Below are 17,729 nucleotides of genomic sequence, written 5' to 3'. Positions count from 1 at the left end.
GTCTTGCGTGCTTCGACAATAGTTGCAGACGCGGGATAAATGCAAACGGTGGCTATTGCGTGTGCGGGCTACTTTGCTTCGGCATGCTCCCCGGTCGACGGCACGCCGTGTTCACCTGCGGTGTGCCCGGAGATCCCTTGTTGATCGGATGCGGGACGCCCGGCTCAGAGGTAATGGGCCTCGGCCCGTGACGGGAAGCCGCACCGACGTGAGCACCGGGGCCCCCGCGCATCCGCGCGCCGCACGAATCACCCCGGAGGACGTGTGCCCCCTGCTGCCGAGACCGTGCCCGACCAGGGCGAGGGCGCGCGGACGGAAGGCGACCGGCCCGGTGCGACGGACGGAGCCGGAGGCCGGTCCCGTGCGGCGCGGCTGATCCGCGCGGGCCGACGCGGCCTCCGCGTACGGGCGGCGGCCGCCGCCGCGCTGCTGACCTGCCTCGGCTTCTGCCTGGGCGCGCTCCTGGCCGGCGCCCATCCCTTCGGACCCACGACCCGCAACACCGTCGACCTCGGCCAGCAGTACCTGCCGTACCACGCCTACTGGCGGCGACTGCTGCTCGGTGACGCCGACGGCGATCTCTTCCTGAACTGGAGCGCGGGCTTCGGGACGAACTTCCTCGGCGACTACGGCACGTATCTGAGCAGCCCCTTCGACCTGATGGTCGTGCTCTTCCCGGCCGACCGGACGGAACTCGCCCTCTACGTCGTCACCACGGCCAAGATCACCGCTGCGGGCGCCGCGATGGCGGTGCTGCTCCTGACGCTGCGCCGCGGCCCGTGGCCCGTGGCGGCCGTCCTGGGAACGGCGTACGCCCTGTGCGGCTGGGCCCTCAACCACGGCGCCACCGTCCCGATGTGGCTCGACGGACTGCTCGCCTTCCCGCTGCTGTGCCTGGTGGGGGAGTGGGCCCGGACCGGGCGCCGTCCCGTCCTCGGTCCGCTGATCGTGGCACTGGCCTGGTTCGCCAACTTCTACACGGCGTACATGGCGACCGTCGGCGCGGCCGTGTTCCTCGTCGTCCGGCTGCTCACGGCCGAGGAGTCCGGGCGTACGGCCCGTCGGCGCCTGGCCGGACTGCTGCGCGCCGCCCGGGCGGTGCTCCTGGGCATCGGACTCGCGGCTCCGCTCGTCCTGGTGATCTTCCTGGCCACCCGTGTCGCGGACCCGACCCCCGAGGTGACCTTCACCGCCGTCGACTGGGCGGACGTGTTCGCCCGGCTGCTCCCGGCCACCGCGGGCGTCGCGAGCCCCGCCCTCTTCATCGGCACCCCGGCGCTCGCCCTCGCCCTCACCCTGCCGTTCAACAGCGCCGTCGCACCCCGCGTCCGGATCGCCTGGGTGACCGCGATCTGCCTGGTGACGCTCTCGATGCAGTGGGAGCCCACCCACCTGCTCTGGCACGCCGGCGCCTCGCCCAACGGCATTCCGTACCGTCAGGCCTTCGTGCTCTGCGGCCTGTTGGTGATCGCGGGCTGGCTGTCCACCGCCCAGGGGCTGCCCCGGACACCCGCCCTCCTCGGCGCGACGGCGCTGCTCGCGGCGATGGCGTTCGCGGTCCGGGGCAGCGTCGTCGTCGACCGCTGGACCTACCCCGCCTTCGCCGCCGCGCTGGCCCTCGCCGTCCTCGCCGCCGCTGCCGTCGTCCTCGCGCGACGGTACGCGGCCGGCTCCCGGGTCCTGCCCGTCGTGGCCGTCGCCCTCCTCGTCCTGACGCAGATCGGCGAGACCGCGATCACCGGCGGCAGGATCGCCGAGCAGCAACTGGCCCAGGTCCACTGGTCCCCCCGCGTCGGCCCCTGGCAGGAGGACATGGCCCGGGTCGTCACCGAGAAGGACGCCTGGCCCCGCCACCGCACGGACCCCGGCGACGTGCCCGGCGGCAACGACCCCCTGCTGGTCGGCGGGCAGGGCGGCGAGTACTACTCCAGCCTGAGCTCGGACATCTACTCCCGCACGCTCTCCTCCCTCGGCTTCGGCTACTACGCCAAGGGGCGTCACCCGGTCGGCCTCGACAACCCGGTGACCGACGCGATCTTCTCGATCGGCACCCGGATGCGCTCCGAGCCCACCGTGCCCCTGCGGACGGACAAGCTGCCCGAGGCCGTCATCACCGCCACCGACACGCCGGTCCCCCCGCTCGTCACCGTCCGGCCCGACGTCAGGCTGCCCGCGCCGGGGACCCGCTTCGGAGACTCCGCCTTCGCCAACCAGGAGCTGCTGCTCGGCTCGAAGGTGTACGAGACGCCGGCCCAAGTCCGCCGTACGGACGGGCCGAAGGGCACCGCCACGCTGACCGCCACCTGCCCCGCGAACGCACGCGTCTGGTTCTGGGCGCCCCAACTCCAGGGCACCGCCGCGCTGGACGGGCAGCAGCCCGTGTCCTTCGTCGGCAAAATGCCGTCCGTGCTCGCCCCCATGCAGCCGCTCGGCGCCGTTCCGGAATCCGGCGAGGTGCGGATCGCACTGCGCGGCGACCGGGGAGCCCCGAAGCTGCCCCGGCAGCCCGTCGGCTGCCTCCTCCCGGAACGACTGGACACGGCCGTACGGCAGTTGACCGCGACCGGAGCCACCGCCGTGCACGTCTCCGGGCACGGCCTCACGGCCGAACTCCCGGCCGGCAGCACCGGAACCGCCGTCATCGCCGCACCGCGGATCTCCGGCTGGAGCTGCGCCGCGGGCGACGCGCAGCCGACCCCCGCCAAGCGCTACCTGGGCCTCCTGGCCGTTCCGCTCGACGACGGGGCGACCACGGTCAGTTGCTCGTTCCGGCCCCCGGGTCTGCGCCTCGGCGGCGCGATCGCCGCCGTCTCACTTCTTGCCCTGCTGGCGCTCGGATTCCGGAGCCGGTTTCTTCGCAGGACGACAAGAGTTCACCTGGAATGCACATCGGGACCGTCCGACGGGAAATGACAATGGATACGCTGCCCGCCTGGTCGGCGTTTGTCCGGGTGAACGTCACGACTCGATCGCCCGAGTGATCGACTGATTGATCGTCTGTTTGAGTGTTGGGATTCCGTGTGCCGAAACTGTCCGTCATCGTGCCTCTCCACAATGTCGGGATCTACGCCCCCGACACCATGCGCAGCCTCGCGAACAACGCGGACCCGGAATTCGAGTTCCTGCTGATCGACGACTGCTCCACGGACGAGACGCCGTACGTGCTGGATCGCTGGCAGAGCCGGGTCCCCAACGCCACCGTCATCCGCCACGAGACCAACCTCGGCGTCGCGCAGGCGCGCAACACCGGCCTGGACGCGGCGACCGGGGACTACGTCACCTTCCTCGACGGTGACGACTGGTACGCCCCCGGCCACCTGCGCGCCATGGTCCGCGGCATCGAGTCGCTCGGGTGCGACTTCGCCCGTACCGACCATGTGCAGTCGACCGGCAGCTCCCGCAGCATCCGCTACGCGCCCGCCAAACTCCGCGACACCGTGATGAATCCGCGCGACGGAATCGCACCGGCCAAGATGGTGACGATGGTGGACTATCCCTTCGTCCCCTTCGGTATCTACAGCAGCCGTCTTTTCGAGAACGGCGCCTCGCGGTTCGAGACGAAATTGCGCACCGCCGAGGACCGGCTCTGGGTCTGGCGCCTCCACCTGAAAGCCACCACCTACGCGGCTCTCAGCCTGCACGGAGTCTTCTACCGGCGCGGTGTCACGACCTCGCTCACACAGATCACCGACAACCGCCAACTGGACTTCATTCCGTCCTACGACCTCCTTCTCGAGGAGGTGTCGAGGGACCCCGAGGCCGATCGCTTTCTGCCGAAGGCGGTTCGCACCTACTGCGCCATGATCGCCTTCCACATGGGCAAGGCCGACCAGTACGAGCCGGCCGTCACCAAGCGGCTCAGGCAGAACGTCACCGACGCCCTGCGCCGCATGCCGCAGCAGGTGCTCGACGAGACGCTGGCCACGATGGACACCGCGCGCAGCACCCTGCTCACCCGCCTGCGCGCCACCGGAAGGACCGCCTGACCCATGACCGCGAACCCGCGTACCCAGATCTTCCAGGTGTCCACGCTCTACGGCGCGGCCACGCTCGCGGCGGCGCTCGACGCGGGCCTGTTCGGCGCCGGCGAGGACGTCCGGCGGATCCTCCTCGTGTCGAACAACGCGGAGATCCCGGAGACGGCGCTGCGGCTCGACGCCATGACCGGCTACGACCGGATCGCCACCCGGTTCGACGAGGCGATCGACTGGAACGAGGCCATCCACCCCCACCACCCCAGCTCCTGGTCGCCCCGCCCGGAGGAGGCACCGCTGTGGCAGCGGGTGTTCCGGACGGCCTGGGGTCTCGGCACCGCCCCGGTCGAACTGATCGTCGAGTCCATCCAGGTCAACCCCGCCAAGGCGCTCGCCGCGGTCTTCACGGAGAGCACCGTCGAGGTGTACGCGGACGGCCTCATGAGCTACGGGCCGACGCGCGACGAGCTGCCCCAGTCGATCGCCTGCCGCATCCAGCGCCTGCTCCACCTCGACCTGGTGCCCGGTCTGCGCCCGCTCCTCCTCGCCGAGTACGACGTCGAGCCCGAGCTCGTACCCGACACGGCGTTCCGCGCGGTGCTCGCGGAGATCGCCGAGGCCGCCGGGGACGACCGGCAGGTGACCGAGGCGGTCGAGGCAGCGCCCAGCGCCCTCCTCCTCGGCCAGTACCTCGCCGCCCTCGGCATCCTCACCGCCGACGAGGAGGAGGAGCTGCACATCCGGATGCTGCGCGGAGCCGCTGCGGCCGGCCACACGTCGGTGATCTTCAAGCCGCACCCGACCGCGCCGGCCCGCTACTCGACGGCCCTGCACGAGGCGGCCGAGGCGTCCGGCGTACGGCTCACCGTCCTGGACGGTCCGCTGCTCGCCGAGACCTTCTACGAGCGCTGCCGTCCGCGGCTCGTCGTCGGCTGCTTCTCCACCGCGATGCTCACCGCCTCCGTCTACTACGACGTCCCCATCGCCCGGGTCGGCACCGACACGGTCCTGGAGCGGCTCAACCCGTACGAGAACAGCAACCGGGTGCCGCTCACCGTCGTGGACCATGTCGTACCGGACCTGGAGTCGGACGACGGCCCGGCCGTGCCCGGCGCGGCGCCGGCGACCCTGACCCCGCTCGTACGCGCCGTGGGCTACTGCATGCAGCCGAGACTCCACCCGCTGCTGCGCCCCGGGACGGCCGAGTTCCTCAGGGCGCTCCAGGGCGACGGCGGCACGGAGCGGTACTTCCCGCGGGAGCGACTGACCGAACTCGGACTGCCCGACGGCGACGTACGGCGGGGCGCGTCCCGGCTCCGCCGGAGCCTGGTCCGCAGCGGCCGGAGCTGACCGGAAGGAGCGGGCCGCTCGGGGTGCCTCTCAGCCGCGCGCCGAGCGGACGATGGTGAAGACCGCGCCCTCCGGATCGGCGACAAGGGCGAGCCGGCCCGCCGTGCCCTCCCTGGGCGGCTTGAGGACCTGGCCGCCCAACTCGGTGACCAGGCGGGCGGCCGCGTCCGTGTCGGAGACCTCGAAGTACGTCATCCAGTGCGCGCCCCGGTCGCGCGGCAGCGCCGTGCCGACGCCGTGCAGAGAGGCCACCGGGCGGCCCTCCAGATGGAGGGTCAGACGGTCGAGGTCGGCGGAGACGACCGGCTCGACCTCGTACCCGAACACCGTCCGGTAGAACTTGCCGACCGCCGACGTCTCGTACGTCAGGAGCTCGTTCCACACCGGGGTGCCGGGCGCGCCCGCGACCGCCGTGCCGAGGTGCGCCCCGGCCTGCCAGACACCGAAGACCGCGCCCGTCGGGTCGGAGCAGATCGCCATCCGCCCCGCATCGCCCGCGTCGAGCGGGCCGACGGCGACCGTCCCGCCGCAGCAGCGGATGGACTCCGCCGTCTCGTCCGCGTCGTCCGTGGCCAGGTACGTCGTCCAGGCGACCGGCAGATGCCGGTCGGGCGGCAGCTGGCCGATACCCGCCACTTCCCTGCCGTCGAGCAGCGCGCGGACGTACGGGCCGAGCTGCTGGGGGCCGGGAACGAACTCCCACCCGAAGAGCGCGCCGTAGAACTCCTGTGTCGCGTCAAGCCCGTGCACCATCAGGCTCACCCAACAGGGTGTACCGGGTGTGCGCCGAGTCGCCTCGGTCATCGTCACTCTCTCCTCGGACCATCGTCGTGGCCGTACGGGGGGACAAGCCGCGCGCACGAGCGCGTACGGGGCGGTGGGGGCGGGGCCCCGGGGACCGCAGCGGATTACTGCCCGCCGTTCACCTGCCGTACGCGCGCCGGGTCGCGCGCCTCCGTGCAGATGCTCGCACCACCGGGCGTGCAGCGCGCCAGGGCCGCGCCGTTCTTTGGCGCGATCCCGCGCGAGGATGCCTGGATCGCCGGGCCGGGTCCTCGCGGTCCTGTGATGCCGTGTCGCCGTTCCGGAGCTACGGCATGGTCCGAGGCAGGGTGTGCTGCGCGAGGATGGCACCCATGAAGCCCATCATCACCGCAAGCGAACTCGTGAGCGAGTCGGCCGGGGCCAGGCCCCCGGTACTGCTGGACGTCCGCTGGCAGCTCGGCGGCCCGCCCGGGCTGCCCGCGTACGAGGCCGGGCACATCCCCGGCGCGGTCTTCGTCGACCTGGACGCGGAACTGGCCGGTCCGCCCGGAAGCGGCGGGCGGCACCCGCTGCCGGACCCGGCGATCTTCGGAGCGGCGATGCGCCGGGCGGGTGTCTCCGCCGACACCCCGGTCGTCGTCTACGACGACTGGCTCGGGTGGGGCGCGGCCCGCGCCTGGTGGCTGCTGCGCTGGACGGGGCACGCGCGCGTGCGGGTCCTGGACGGCGGGCTGGCGGCGTGGACGGCGGCGGGCCACGGCCTGTCGAAGGAGACCCCGACCCCCGAGTCGGGCGACTTCGTGCCGGGGCCGGGCGCCGTCGGTCTGCTCGACGCGGACGGGGCGGCTGCGCTGGCCCGCTCCGGCCTGCTCCTCGACGCACGGGCGGCGGAGCGCTACCGGGGCGACGTGGAGCCGATCGACCCGGTCGGCGGCCACATCCCGGGCGCCGTGTCGGCACCGACGACGGAGAACGTGGATTCGGACGGCCGCTTCCTGTCCGCCGAGGCCCTGGCGGCGCGCTTCTCGAAGCTCGGCGCGGGCGCGGGCGACGGCGGGAGCGAAGCCGTGGGCGTCTACTGCGGCTCGGGTGTCTCGGGCGCGCACGAGGTGCTGGCCCTGACGATCGCCGGCATCCCGGCGGCCCTCTACGCCGGCTCCTGGTCGGAGTGGTCCAACGACCCCACCCGCCCGGTGGCGACGGGCCCGAACCCCTAGGTACGACGCCGGCCGCGGCACGGCGCCTTGCGGCGCGTCCCCCAGGGGCCCGCGCGACCCGCAGGGCGGCCGTCCCCCGGGGGCTGGGGAGACGCCTGGCGCCGATCGCCGCGTCCCGTCCGGCACCGATCCGCCGGACACCGCCCGACGCCACGGAGAAGGGGGCCCGCGCCTTGTCGGCGCGGGCCCCCTTCCCGTACGGACGTCAGTCCTGCTTCTTCCTTCGTGTGCCGAAGACGATCTCGTCCCAGCTCGGGACCGCCGCGCGGCGGCCCGGGCGGACGCCGTCGGCCTCGGCCTGGCGGTCCGTGGTACCCGTCAGGCGGTCGCGGTGGCCCGAGACCGCGCGGGGCATCAGGACGTCGGCGTAGGCCGAGCCCGCGCCGGCCGATGCAGCCGGAGCCGGGGGCTCCTCCGACTCGGGCTCGTCGGAGGGCTCGGTCGAGGACGGCTCGGGGTTCCGGTCCGGGACGACCATGTCGCCACGGAAGCTCGGCACGGCCTCCAGGAGGCTGGTGAGCGAGTCCCGCTCCTCCTCCGGCTCGGCGACCGGCGCGGGCCGCTCCATCTGGCGGTCGAGCGCGCGGTCCAGCGGCCTGTCCCGCGGCAGCCGGGCGATGCGCGGCACGAAGGGGAAGCTGGGCTCCGGCGCGGCGGCGATCGTGTCGTCCGTCTCGCCGATCAGCGAGCGTGCCTCGTCGTCCACGGCCTGGACGAGCCGCCTGGGCGGGTCGTACGTCCAGCTCGCGGTGTGGACCTCGCCGGCCACCCGGTAGACGAGCAGCACCTCCCAGGTGCCGTCGTCACGACGCCAGGAGTCCCACTGCACGGTGTCCTTCTCGGCGCCGCGCAGCAGCAGCCGCTCCTGCACCGCCTCGCCGAGCTGCGGCCCGGTGTTCTCCCCTGGCCTGCGCACGGGAGTCTTGCGGGCCCGCTCCGCCATGAACGCCCGCTCCGCGAGCACGGGGCCCTCGAAGCGCCGCACGCGGTCGACGGGGATGCCGGCGAGCTGGGCGACCTCCTCCGCGGAGGCACCGGCTCGTATCCGTGCCTGGATGTCGCGGGGGCGGAGGTGGCTCTCCACCTCGATCTCGATCTGACCGAGCCGTGCGCGGTCGTTCCGCACGGCGGCGCGCAGTCGCTCGTCGATCGGAAGCGTGTACTCCGTGCTGTCAGCAGCCTTCAGCACCAGTCGTGTGCCGTCGTTGGAGACGGCCACGACACGCAGTTCGGGCATGGGGACCTCCCGGGTGGTGCCTGCCGACGTCACGTGCGTCGCTGCTTCCGCTAGTCGAGTGTGGCCTGCCCGGGTGCAGCCTGCCACAACCTTGCCGAGTTGCCCGGCGTGTCGGGCATGGACCCTGGAACGCCGTTATGGCACGGTTACCTATTCACGACGCAGAGTGACCGGCGGTCACGCTGTGCGACAGGAATCCGTGCGGTGCCACGGCGCCGCCGGTTCGAGTGCCACTTTCGGCCCCCTCCCGTAGACCCCGAGCACCCTTGCGAGAGCCCGGACCCAGGGCTCGACACAGTACTCCATTCGGGCCACCTGGGTGGACCGGCACGCCGCCCAACTTCTCCGGAGGCACGGGAGTTGAGTCTCCGCGACCTTTGCCCGTACGTGTCCCTCTTCACAGAACCAGCGGAAACGGAACTATTCACTTCGCCCATTTGTCCCTTGTGGGTGCATGGTTGAACGGATGAGCAGGCAAGGGCGAGGCATGGATCAGGCGAAGGACGAGAAGAAGAAGCGGATCGACCTCAGCGTCGCCCAGGTCTCCGGCAGTGCGGTCGCCGCCGTCGTCGCCGCCAAACTCGCCTCCACCCTCGGCGTGTACGGCACGATCCTCGGCGCCGGTGTGATCAGTGTCATCGCGACCTGCGGAGGCTCGGTCTTCCAACACCTCTTCAAGCGCACGGGAGAGCAGATACGGGAGGCCGCCGTCCACCCGGAGCCGTCGAAGGCCGCGGAGCCCGCGGTCCGGCAGTCGGCGCCGGACCGTACTCAGGTGTTCGCGACCGTCGGCGCGCCCGGGCCGGCCCCGCACGGCGACGAGTTCGGGGACGAGTTCGGGGACGAGTTCGGCGAGGCCACCACGCACGGCACCCGCGTCCGGGGCTGGAAGCGCTCCGGCATCGCCGCGGCGCTCGTCTTCCTGGTCGCCATGGGCGGCATCACCGGCTACGAACTGATCTCCGATCAGGACTTCAGCGGCACCAAGGGGAGCACGACCTTCGGCTCGGTCGTCCGGGGCGACGGCGGCGGCAGGACCGAGCCCTCGACCGGTGCGACGCCCTCGCAGCAGCCGCGGACCGGGCGGCAGCGGGAGCCGGACGAGAGCGGCGGCGGTACCGGCACGCAGTCCCCGGGGACCGGCGGGACCACCTCCGACCCCGCGCCGACACCCTCGCGCTCGACCGGGGGCGACCCGGAGCCCACACCCACCCCGACGCCCACGCCCACCGACCCGACGCCCACGCCGACCCCGACCCCGACCGGGACCCCGTCCGCCGGCACCGATGTCGGCGGACAGGAGATCCCGGCCGAGTGACCGTCAGTCGCCCAGCACCCGGCGCAGATAGTCGTTGGCGAACAGCCGTCCCGGGTCCAGCCGGTCACGCAGCGCCGTGAACTCGGCGAAGCGCGGATAGACCTCGGAGAAGTACGCGGCGTCCCGGGTGTGCACCTTGCCCCAGTGCGGCCGGCCGCCGTGCGCGGTCATGATGCGCTCCACGGCGGTGAAGTACCCGCGGTGGGGCGTGCCCTTGTAGAGGTGCACGGCGATGTACGCGGTCTCCCGGCCCGAGGCCGTGGAGAGCGCGATGTCGTCGGCCGGCGCCGTCCGCACCTCCACCGGGAAGCTCACCTTCAGCGGCGAGCGCTCGACCATGGCCTTCACCTCGCGCAGCGCCGCGACGGCCGCCTCGCGCGGCAGGGCGTACTCCATCTCGAGGAAGCGCACCCGGCGCGGGGAGGTGAACACCTTGTACGGGATGTCGGTGTACGTACGGGCCGACAGGGCGCGGCTCGAGATCTTCGCGAGCGAGGGGATCACCGGAGGCACGGCCCGGCCGAGCGAACAGGCGAGCTGGAAGACCCCGTTGGAGAGCAGCTCGTCCTCTACCCAGCCGCTGATCCGTCCGGGCGGGGCGGCGGGGCCTGCGCTGCGGTTGTTGCGCTTGGTGTTGCAGTTGTCGGTGTGCGGGAACCAGTAGAACTCGAAGTGCTCGTTCTCCGCGTGCAGCGCGTCGAACTCCGAGGTGACCCGGTCGAAGGTCATCGGCTCCTCGCGCGCGGTGAGCAGGAAGACCGGCTCCACGGCGAAGGTGATCGCCGTGACCACGCCGAGCGCGCCGAGTCCGATCCGGGCGGCCGCGAAGACCTCCGGATTCTCCTTCTCCGAACAGGTCATCAGCTGCCCGTCCGCGGTGACCAGCTCCAGCTCCCGGATCTGCGCGGCGATCGAGGCCGAGTCGCGGCCGGTGCCATGGGTGCCCGTGGAGGTGGCCCCGGCGACCGTCTGCTCCATGATGTCGCCCATGTTCGTGAGCGACAGGCCCTCCCGGGCCAGCGCCACGTTGAGCCGCTTGAGCGGAGTGCCGGACTCCACGGTGACCGTCATCGCCTCGCGGTCGATGCGCCGGATGCCCGTCAGCAGGTCCGGCCGGACCAGCACGCCGTCCGTGGCTGCGATCGAGGTGAAGGAGTGACCGGTGCCGACCGTCTTCACCCGCAGCCCGTCCGCGGCCGCCTTCGTGACGGCGTCGGCCAACTCCTCGGCCGAGGCCGGGCGCACCTCCCGCACCGGACGGGAGGTGACGTTCCCCGCCCAGTTACGCCACGGGCTGCTCACCGTCCCGGTGCTCTCCGACCGCTGTGACTGCCCCCTGCTCGTCCCGCTCACGCTGCCCCTCCCGTGTCGGCACCGGCTGCCGCAGCCGGTGGTAGCCCAGGAGACCCACCAGGACCGCGAGCGCGCCCGAGACGACGGGCACCACGTACGCCGCTTCCGCACCCGAGGCGTCGACCACCCAGCCGGCGGCCGAGGAGCCGAGCGCCACACCGATCGCGAGCCCGGTCCCTGTCCAGGTCATGCCTTCGGTCAGCTTGGTGCGAGGCACGTGTGCTTCGACGAGGGCCATGGTGGTCACCATCGTCGGTGCGATGGACAGGCCCGCGACAAAGAGCGCCACGGCCAGCAACGGCAAGTTCCCGGCCAGTAGGAGGGGGATCATACTCACGGCCATCGCGCAGACGCCCAGCAGCCACCTGCGCGACGGATCGCCCTTGAGGTGGAGCAGGCCGAAGACGGCGCCGGCCAGACAGGAGCCCAGCGCGTAGACCGCGAGCACCAGGCTGGCGGCGGCCTTGCTGCCCTGCTCCTCCGCGAAGGCCACTGTCACCACGTCCACCGAGCCGAAGATCGCGCCGGTGGCGACGAAGGCGAGAGCAAGGACCTGAAGGCCGGGGGAGCGGAGCGCGGAACCGCCGGAGCTCCCGTCGCTCGGGTGCGGCTCGGGCTCGGTGGCGCGCAGCGAGGTCAGCCAGAAGACGCCGACGGCGAGGAAGACGGCCGCGAACAGCGGGCCGGCCTCGGGGAACCAGATGGTCGACAGGCCGATGGAGATGATCGGGCCGAAGATGAAGCACACCTCGTCGACGATCGACTCCCAGGAGTACGCGGTGTGCAGCCGGCGCGCCTCCCCCTGGTAGATGTCCGCCCAGCGGGCCCTGGTCATGGCGCCGAGGCTCGGCACGCAGCCGATCACGGCGGTGAAGACGAACAGGGTCCAGTCCGGCGCGCCCTGCTGGACGCAGAGCAGCAGACCGGCGGCCGCGACCAGCGACACGAGGGTCACGGGGCGCAGCACACGGCGCTGTCCGTGCCTGTCGACCAGCCGCGAGACCTGGGGGCCCAGCACGGCGGCGGACATCGCCATGGTCGCGGAGAGCGCGCCCGCGAGGCCGTACCTCCCCGTCACCTGGGAGATCATGGTGACGATGCCGATGCCCATCATGGACAGCGGCATCCGGCCGATGAAACCGGCGACCGAGAACGATCTGGTGCCGGGCGCCGCGAAGATCGCGCGGTAGGGACTGGGCAAGAGGATCTCCGGGCGTCAGCTCAACACGTGTAATTAATAGCTAAAGCCTACGGTGTTGAACTGAATGGCGCAGCCGCATTGTTCGGTCGGGGCGCGCCATCGGCCGTCAGCGACGGATGGGAGGATCGGTGCCATGTCCGATCAGCACGATCCCGCCCCGTACGACGCCCTTCTGCTGCTCTCCTTCGGCGGCCCCGAGGGCCCGGACGACGTCGTCCCGTTCCTGGAGAACGTCACCCGCGGCCGAGGCATTCCGAAGGAGCGGCTCAAGGAAGTGGGGCAGCACTACTTCCTCTTCGGTGGCGTCAGCCCGATCAACGACCAGAACCGCGCGCTGCTCGACGCGTTGCGGGCGGACTTCGCGGGGGCCGGCCTCGCCCTGCCGGTCTACTGGGGAAACCGGAACTGGGCGCCGTACCTCACCGACACCCTGCGGGAGATGGTCACCGACGGCAGGCGACACATCGCCGTCCTGACCACCAGCGCCTACGCCTCGTACTCCGGCTGCCGTCAGTACCGCGAGAACCTCGCCGACGCGCTCTCGGAGCTGGAGGCGGAGGGGCTCCCGCTGCCCCGGGTCGACAAGCTCCGGCACTACTTCAACCACCCCGGCTTCGTCGAGCCCATGGTCGAGGGGGTGCTCGCCTCGCTGGCCGACCTCGACGAGTCCGTCCGGGCCGGCGCCCACCTCGCCTTCACCACGCACTCGATCCCCGACTCGGCGGCCGACTCCTCCGGCCCCGTCGGCGAGCACGGAGAGGGCGGCGCCTATGTGAAGCAGCACCTCTACGTGGCCCGGGTGATCGTCGACGAGGTCCGCAGGAAGACCGGCGTCGAGTACCCCTGGGAGCTCGTCTACCAGTCCCGCAGCGGCGCCCCGCACATCCCCTGGCTGGAACCGGACATCTGCGACCACCTGGAGGAGCTGCACGGCGCCGGGGTCCCGGCAGCCGTGATGGTCCCGATCGGCTTCGTCTCGGACCACATGGAGGTGCTGTACGACCTCGACACCGAGGCCACCGCCAAGGCCGCCGAGCTCGGGCTCCCGGTCCGGCGCTCCGCGACCGTCGGAGCCGACCCGCGCTTCGCGGCGGCGGTACGGGACCTCGTCCTGGAGCGCGCGGGGAGCGAGCGCGGTGTCCGGGTGGAGCGCTGCGCGCTCGGCGCCCTCGGGCCCTCCCACGACCTCTGCCCCATCGGCTGCTGCCCGGCGAGGGCGGAGCGGCCCGCGGCGGCCGGAGCCGACAGCCCGTACGCATAAGGAGTGCTTGTGACCGAGCCCGTGAACCCTGTGCCGACCGACCCCCTGCTCACCGAGCTGCTCGACCTCGCCCTGGAGGCCGCACGCCTGGCCGGCGCCCTGCTGCGCGACGGCAGGCCTGACGACCTGGCGGTGGCGAAGACGAAATCCAGCCCGATCGACGTCGTCACCGAGATGGACATCGCCGCCGAGAAGCTGATCACCGGCTTCCTCTCCGAGCACCGGCCCGACGACGGCTTCCTCGGCGAGGAGGGAGCCGCCAGCCCCGGCACCAGCGGGGTCCGCTGGGTGATCGACCCGCTCGACGGCACCGTGAACTATCTCTACGGGCTGCCGACCTGGGCCGTCTCCATCGCCGCCGAGCGCGACGGCGAGACGGTCGTCGGGGTGGTCGAGGCGCCCATGCGGAACGAGACGTACCGGGCCGTGCTCGGCGGCGGCGCGTACGTGGGGGAGCGCCGGCTGGCCGTCCGTCCCGCGCCCCCGCTGGAGCAGGCGCTGATCTCCACCGGCTTCGCCTACGTCCAGACCCGCCGAGCCCGCCAGGCCGACATCGCGCAGCGCATGATTCCGCGCCTGCGCGACATCCGCCGCGGCGGATCGGCCGCCATCGACCTCTGCGACGTCGCCGCGGGCCGTCTCGACGGCTACTACGAGCGCGGCCTCAACCCGTGGGACCTCGCCGCGGGTGACCTGATCGCCCGGGAGGCGGGCGCCCTGACCGGTGGACGGCCCGGAGAGCGCCCTTCGGGCGAGCTGACGATCGCCGCCCCACCAGGGGTCTTCGAGCCCCTCCAGCAGCTCCTGGAGGAGTTCGGGGCCTGGCGCGACCAGGGGTGAGGACCGCCCGTGCGAAGGGCCCCGGTGTCGTCGACACCGGGGCCCTTCCATGTCAGGGGTCAGGCGCTGGCGGCGCCGACCTCGACACCGTGCTCGGCGGCCAGGCGGTGCAGGTCGTCGAGCTCGGCCTGCTCGACCTCCGCGAGGAAGTCGTCGCCCGTCTCGCGTGCCCGTGTGAGGTCGGTCTGCGCAGTCCTTATGCGCTGCAGCAGTCCTGCGGTGAAAGCGTCCATCGTGCGCCCCCTCGTCATGGGTCGGTGGCACGGGGGTGTGCCGAGGGTGGGGTGGATCACACGCTGCAACCTCTGGGGGACAGAGCGGCTTGTGGCGCGCCACATACAGGGCGTGATCGCGGGGTGTGCAGACGTCCTCCCCACGCCCTTCCTCACAGAAACCTCAACTGGCCCGTGAATCCGGTGAATTCTCCGCGCGCCCCTCTCCGACCCACTCGTGCCCCCACACGCCCCCTCGTCGCCCGCGTGCCCTCCCGGTTCTGCCCGTAGGCCGCCTTACAGCCGGTTTACGCGCGTACCGGGCAGGATGGATACGCACAGTCAGTGCTCAAGAACCGCCCGGGTCCGTGTGAGGGACGAGGGCTCCCAGGAAGGAATGACAGACGTGCGCGTACTCGTCGTCGAGGACGAGCAGCTGCTCGCCGATGCGGTGGCCACCGGACTGCGCCGGGAGGCCATGGCAGTCGACGTCGTGTACGACGGCGCCGCCGCCCTGGAGCGCATCGGGGTGAACGACTACGACGTGGTCGTCCTCGACCGGGACCTCCCCCTGGTCCACGGCGACGACGTCTGCCGCAAGATCGTCGAGCTGGGGATGCCCACCCGGGTCCTGATGCTCACGGCTTCCGGCGACGTCAGCGACCGTGTGGAGGGCCTGGAGCTGGGGGCCGACGACTACCTCCCCAAGCCCTTCGCCTTCACCGAGCTCACCGCGCGCGTGCGGGCCCTCGGCCGGCGCACCACGGTGCCGCTGCCGCCCGTCCTGGAGCGGGCCGGCATCAAGCTCGACCCGAACCGCCGCGAGGTCTTCCGCGACGGCAAGGAGGTGCAGCTCGCACCGAAGGAGTTCGCCGTCCTGGAGGTCCTGATGCGTAGCGAGGGTGCGGTCGTCTCGGCCGAGCAGCTCCTGGAGAAGGCCTGGGACGAGAACACGGACCCCTTCACCAATGTCGTACGGGTCACGGTGATGACCCTGCGCCGCAAGCTCGGCGAGCCGCCCGTCATCGTGACGGTCCCCGGCTCCGGATACCGGATCTGACCCGGTGGCCGCGACCCCCGCGCCCCCTCAGGCGCCCCCGAAGCCGACCTGGGACCCCAGGGACCCGGTCAGGCCGCTGCTCCGTCCGACGATCCGGATACGGCTCACGCTCCTGTACGGCGGCATGTTCCTGATCGCCGGCATCCTGCTGCTGTCGATCATCTATCTGTTCACCGCGCAGGCTCTGGGCGACAGCGCCTCGGAGCTGCCCTTCAAGGTGGTCAAGGGCGAGGTCCAGCCGACCACCTCCTGGTGCCAGCTGCCCGCCACGGGAACCGGGGAGCAGCTCAACGAAGCCGTCTCCGCCTGCCTCCAGCACCAGCGGGACCTGGCGCTCGGAGACCTCCTGCGCCGCTCGCTGTTCGCCCTCCTGGGCCTGAGCATCATCGCCTTCGCCTTCGGCTACGCGATGGCCGGCCGGGTTCTCTCCCCGCTCGGCCGGATCACCCGGACCGCCCGCCAGGTGGCCGGATCCGATCTGGCCCGGCGGATCGAGCTGGACGGCCCGGACGACGAGCTGAAGGAGCTCGCGGACACCTTCGACGAGATGCTGGAGCGTCTGGAGCGGGCCTTCACCGCCCAGCAGCGCTTCGTCGCGAACGCCTCGCACGAGCTGCGCACCCCGCTGGCGATCAACCGCACGCTCCTCGAGGTGCATCTCTCGGATCCCGGGGCGCCCGTGGAGCTCCAGCAGCTCGGCAAGACCCTGCTGGCCACCAACGAGCGCAGCGAGCAGCTGGTGGAGGGCCTGCTGCTGCTGGCCCGCAGCGACAACCAGATCGTGGAGCGCAAGCCCGTGGACCTCGCCGAGGTCGCCTCGCGCGCCATCGACCAGGTGCGCGCGGAGGCCGTGGCCAAGGGTGTGGAGATCCGCGGTGAGCGGGAGGTGGCCGTCGTCCAGGGCAACGGCGTCCTGCTCGAGCGGATCGCCCTGAACCTGGTCCAGAACGCCGTGAGGTACAACGTGGCCGAAGGAGGCTGGGTCGAGGTCACCACCGAGACCGAGCGCGGCCAGGCGGTCCTCGTCGTCTCGAACACGGGTCCCGTGGTTCCCGCGTACGAGATCGACAACCTTTTCGAGCCGTTCAGAAGGCTGCGGCAGGAGCGGACGGGGAGCGACAAGGGAGTCGGTCTCGGCCTGTCGATCGCGCGATCCGTCGCACGGGCCCATGGTGGCCGTATCATCGCGGAGCCCCGCGAAGGCGGCGGTCTCGTGATGCGTGTCACTCTCCCGATCTGACACACTTCGGGTACCAGCCGGTTCCGTTCGCTTTGCGCGGAATTCCCGGATCCCGTTTCTGAGACGCTCATGTGTGATCGATCACAGGAGCGAGCATCCGGTTCTCCACTCTCCGTGATCGAGAAATCCCTCGGAAAACCCGGAAAAGTCCGGGTTTCCGGGGGGCTGGATGACGGGAAGTACACGGGGTGGCGCCCGTGAAGGACGGCAGGTGGACCGTGTACGGTCCCGTTCGCCACCCAAAGCCGATCACTCGTGAGAGGGCCGGTTGGGTGTCGATTGAGTAACAGACCTTGATGTGAGGCAAAATCTCCGCCTCGGGTCGGGCACAAGTCCGGCCTCTCACGCGTTACGTGCGCTGGAGACACCGCAACCACCCAGAGGGGGAGAGCGACATGGCAACGGATTACGACACCCCACGCAAGACCGACGACGACGTCGATTCGGACAGCCTTGAGGAACTGAAGGCTCGCCGGAACGACAAGTCGACCTCGACGGTCGACGTCGACGAGTTCGAGGCCGCAGAAGGCCTGGAGCTCCCCGGCGCCGATCTGTCGAACGAGGAACTCGCCGTACGGGTCCTGCCCAAGCAGGCCGACGAGTTCACCTGCATGAGCTGCTTCCTCGTGCACCACCGCAGCCAGCTGGCACGAGAGAAGAACGGCCAGCCGATCTGCCGCGACTGCGACTGAGGTCGCTCT

The 17,729-nt window shown here is 71.6% G+C and carries 15 protein-coding genes; 10 read left to right on the top strand and 5 right to left on the bottom strand.

All coding sequences use genetic code 11. The features are described 5' to 3' along the window. Positions 1–264: 264 nt before the first annotated feature. From ACZ561_RS25440 to ACZ561_RS25430, 3 genes are all read left to right on the top strand, one after another. Positions 265–2,913, top strand: coding sequence for a YfhO family protein (locus tag ACZ561_RS25440; protein WP_470999135.1), 2,649 nt, complete (start codon positions 265–267; stop codon positions 2,911–2,913). A gap of 107 nt (positions 2,914–3,020) precedes the next feature. Continuing rightward, a complete protein-coding gene (locus tag ACZ561_RS25435; RefSeq protein ID WP_470999133.1) occupies positions 3,021–3,986 on the top strand; it encodes a glycosyltransferase family 2 protein in 966 nt (321 codons plus the stop codon). Between the two features lie 3 nt (positions 3,987–3,989). After that, positions 3,990–5,324 carry a polysialyltransferase family glycosyltransferase gene (locus tag ACZ561_RS25430; protein WP_470999131.1) on the top strand — a complete coding sequence of 445 codons (1,335 nt, stop codon included), beginning with the start codon at positions 3,990–3,992 and terminating at the stop codon, positions 5,322–5,324. A 30-nt stretch (positions 5,325–5,354) separates the two neighbouring features. Here the strand turns inward: ACZ561_RS25430 and ACZ561_RS25425 are convergent, their stop codons facing one another. Beyond that, entirely contained in the window at positions 5,355–6,128 is a 774-nt protein-coding gene (locus ACZ561_RS25425) for a VOC family protein (RefSeq protein ID WP_470999129.1), read from the bottom strand. 332 nt (positions 6,129–6,460) lie between these two features. Between ACZ561_RS25425 and ACZ561_RS25420 the strand changes: the two genes are divergently transcribed. After that, entirely contained in the window at positions 6,461–7,306 is an 846-nt protein-coding gene (locus tag ACZ561_RS25420; protein ID WP_470999127.1) for a sulfurtransferase, read from the top strand. A gap of 205 nt (positions 7,307–7,511) precedes the next feature. Here the strand turns inward: ACZ561_RS25420 and sepH are convergent, their stop codons facing one another. After that, entirely contained in the window at positions 7,512–8,543 is a 1,032-nt protein-coding gene (gene sepH, locus ACZ561_RS25415) for a septation protein SepH (RefSeq protein ID WP_470999125.1), read from the bottom strand. 487 nt (positions 8,544–9,030) lie between these two features. Between sepH and ACZ561_RS25410 the strand changes: the two genes are divergently transcribed. Then, complete coding sequence (locus ACZ561_RS25410; RefSeq protein WP_470999123.1) at positions 9,031–9,861, top strand: hypothetical protein; 831 nt, start codon at positions 9,031–9,033, stop codon at positions 9,859–9,861. Between the two features lie 3 nt (positions 9,862–9,864). Here ACZ561_RS25410 and ACZ561_RS25405 read toward each other — a convergent pair whose 3' ends face one another. Together ACZ561_RS25405 and ACZ561_RS25400 are read right to left on the bottom strand one after the other, a co-directional pair. Then, a complete protein-coding gene (locus ACZ561_RS25405; protein ID WP_470999121.1) occupies positions 9,865–11,163 on the bottom strand; it encodes a D-arabinono-1,4-lactone oxidase in 1,299 nt (432 codons plus the stop codon). After that, the gene (locus tag ACZ561_RS25400; protein WP_470999119.1) at positions 11,144–12,415 is read right to left on the bottom strand and encodes an MFS transporter; all 1,272 of its coding nucleotides are present in this window, start codon (positions 12,413–12,415) and stop codon (positions 11,144–11,146) included. The genes ACZ561_RS25405 and ACZ561_RS25400 overlap by 20 nt, the downstream gene beginning before the upstream one ends. Before the next feature lie 133 nt (positions 12,416–12,548). Here ACZ561_RS25400 and ACZ561_RS25395 point away from each other — a divergent pair, with 133 nt between their 5' ends. Then, the gene (locus tag ACZ561_RS25395) at positions 12,549–13,676 is read left to right on the top strand and encodes a ferrochelatase (protein ID WP_470999117.1); all 1,128 of its coding nucleotides are present in this window, start codon (positions 12,549–12,551) and stop codon (positions 13,674–13,676) included. A gap of 9 nt (positions 13,677–13,685) precedes the next feature. After that, positions 13,686–14,516 (top strand): inositol monophosphatase family protein, encoded by an 831-nt coding sequence (locus ACZ561_RS25390; RefSeq protein WP_470999115.1) that lies wholly within the window; start codon positions 13,686–13,688, stop codon positions 14,514–14,516. 59 nt (positions 14,517–14,575) lie between these two features. Here ACZ561_RS25390 and ACZ561_RS25385 read toward each other — a convergent pair whose 3' ends face one another. Beyond that, positions 14,576–14,749 carry a hypothetical protein gene (locus ACZ561_RS25385; protein ID WP_315893340.1) on the bottom strand — a complete coding sequence of 58 codons (174 nt, stop codon included), beginning with the start codon at positions 14,747–14,749 and terminating at the stop codon, positions 14,576–14,578. Between the two features lie 385 nt (positions 14,750–15,134). Here ACZ561_RS25385 and ACZ561_RS25380 point away from each other — a divergent pair, with 385 nt between their 5' ends. From ACZ561_RS25380 to ACZ561_RS25370, 3 genes are all read left to right on the top strand, one after another. Beyond that, positions 15,135–15,788, top strand: coding sequence for a response regulator transcription factor (locus ACZ561_RS25380; protein WP_132914883.1), 654 nt, complete (start codon positions 15,135–15,137; stop codon positions 15,786–15,788). A gap of 4 nt (positions 15,789–15,792) precedes the next feature. Next, the gene (locus tag ACZ561_RS25375; RefSeq protein ID WP_470999112.1) at positions 15,793–17,028 is read left to right on the top strand and encodes a sensor histidine kinase; all 1,236 of its coding nucleotides are present in this window, start codon (positions 15,793–15,795) and stop codon (positions 17,026–17,028) included. A gap of 395 nt (positions 17,029–17,423) precedes the next feature. Next, positions 17,424–17,720, top strand: coding sequence for a DUF4193 domain-containing protein (locus ACZ561_RS25370; RefSeq protein ID WP_003955561.1), 297 nt, complete (start codon positions 17,424–17,426; stop codon positions 17,718–17,720). Positions 17,721–17,729: the final 9 nt, after the last annotated feature.

It is taken from the genome of Streptomyces sp. NPDC039609 (assembly GCF_055596705.1).
This window is presented reverse-complemented; position numbering and strand designations above follow the sequence as displayed.

Bases quoted from the DNA above. Each gene is read 5' to 3' on its own strand.
- ACZ561_RS25430 (WP_470999131.1), top strand. From the start codon at position 3,990: ATGACCGCGAACCCGCGTACCCAGATCTTCCAGGTGTCCACGCTCTAC.
- ACZ561_RS25425 (WP_470999129.1), bottom strand. From the start codon at position 6,128: ATGACCGAGGCGACTCGGCGCACACCCGGTACACCCTGTTGGGTGAGC.
- ACZ561_RS25420 (WP_470999127.1), top strand. From the start codon at position 6,461: ATGAAGCCCATCATCACCGCAAGCGAACTCGTGAGCGAGTCGGCCGGG.
- sepH (WP_470999125.1), bottom strand. From the start codon at position 8,543: ATGCCCGAACTGCGTGTCGTGGCCGTCTCCAACGACGGCACACGACTG.
- ACZ561_RS25410 (WP_470999123.1), top strand. From the start codon at position 9,031: ATGGATCAGGCGAAGGACGAGAAGAAGAAGCGGATCGACCTCAGCGTC.
- ACZ561_RS25395 (WP_470999117.1), top strand. From the start codon at position 12,549: ATGTCCGATCAGCACGATCCCGCCCCGTACGACGCCCTTCTGCTGCTC.
- ACZ561_RS25385 (WP_315893340.1), bottom strand. From the start codon at position 14,749: ATGGACGCTTTCACCGCAGGACTGCTGCAGCGCATAAGGACTGCGCAG.
- ACZ561_RS25370 (WP_003955561.1), top strand. From the start codon at position 17,424: ATGGCAACGGATTACGACACCCCACGCAAGACCGACGACGACGTCGAT.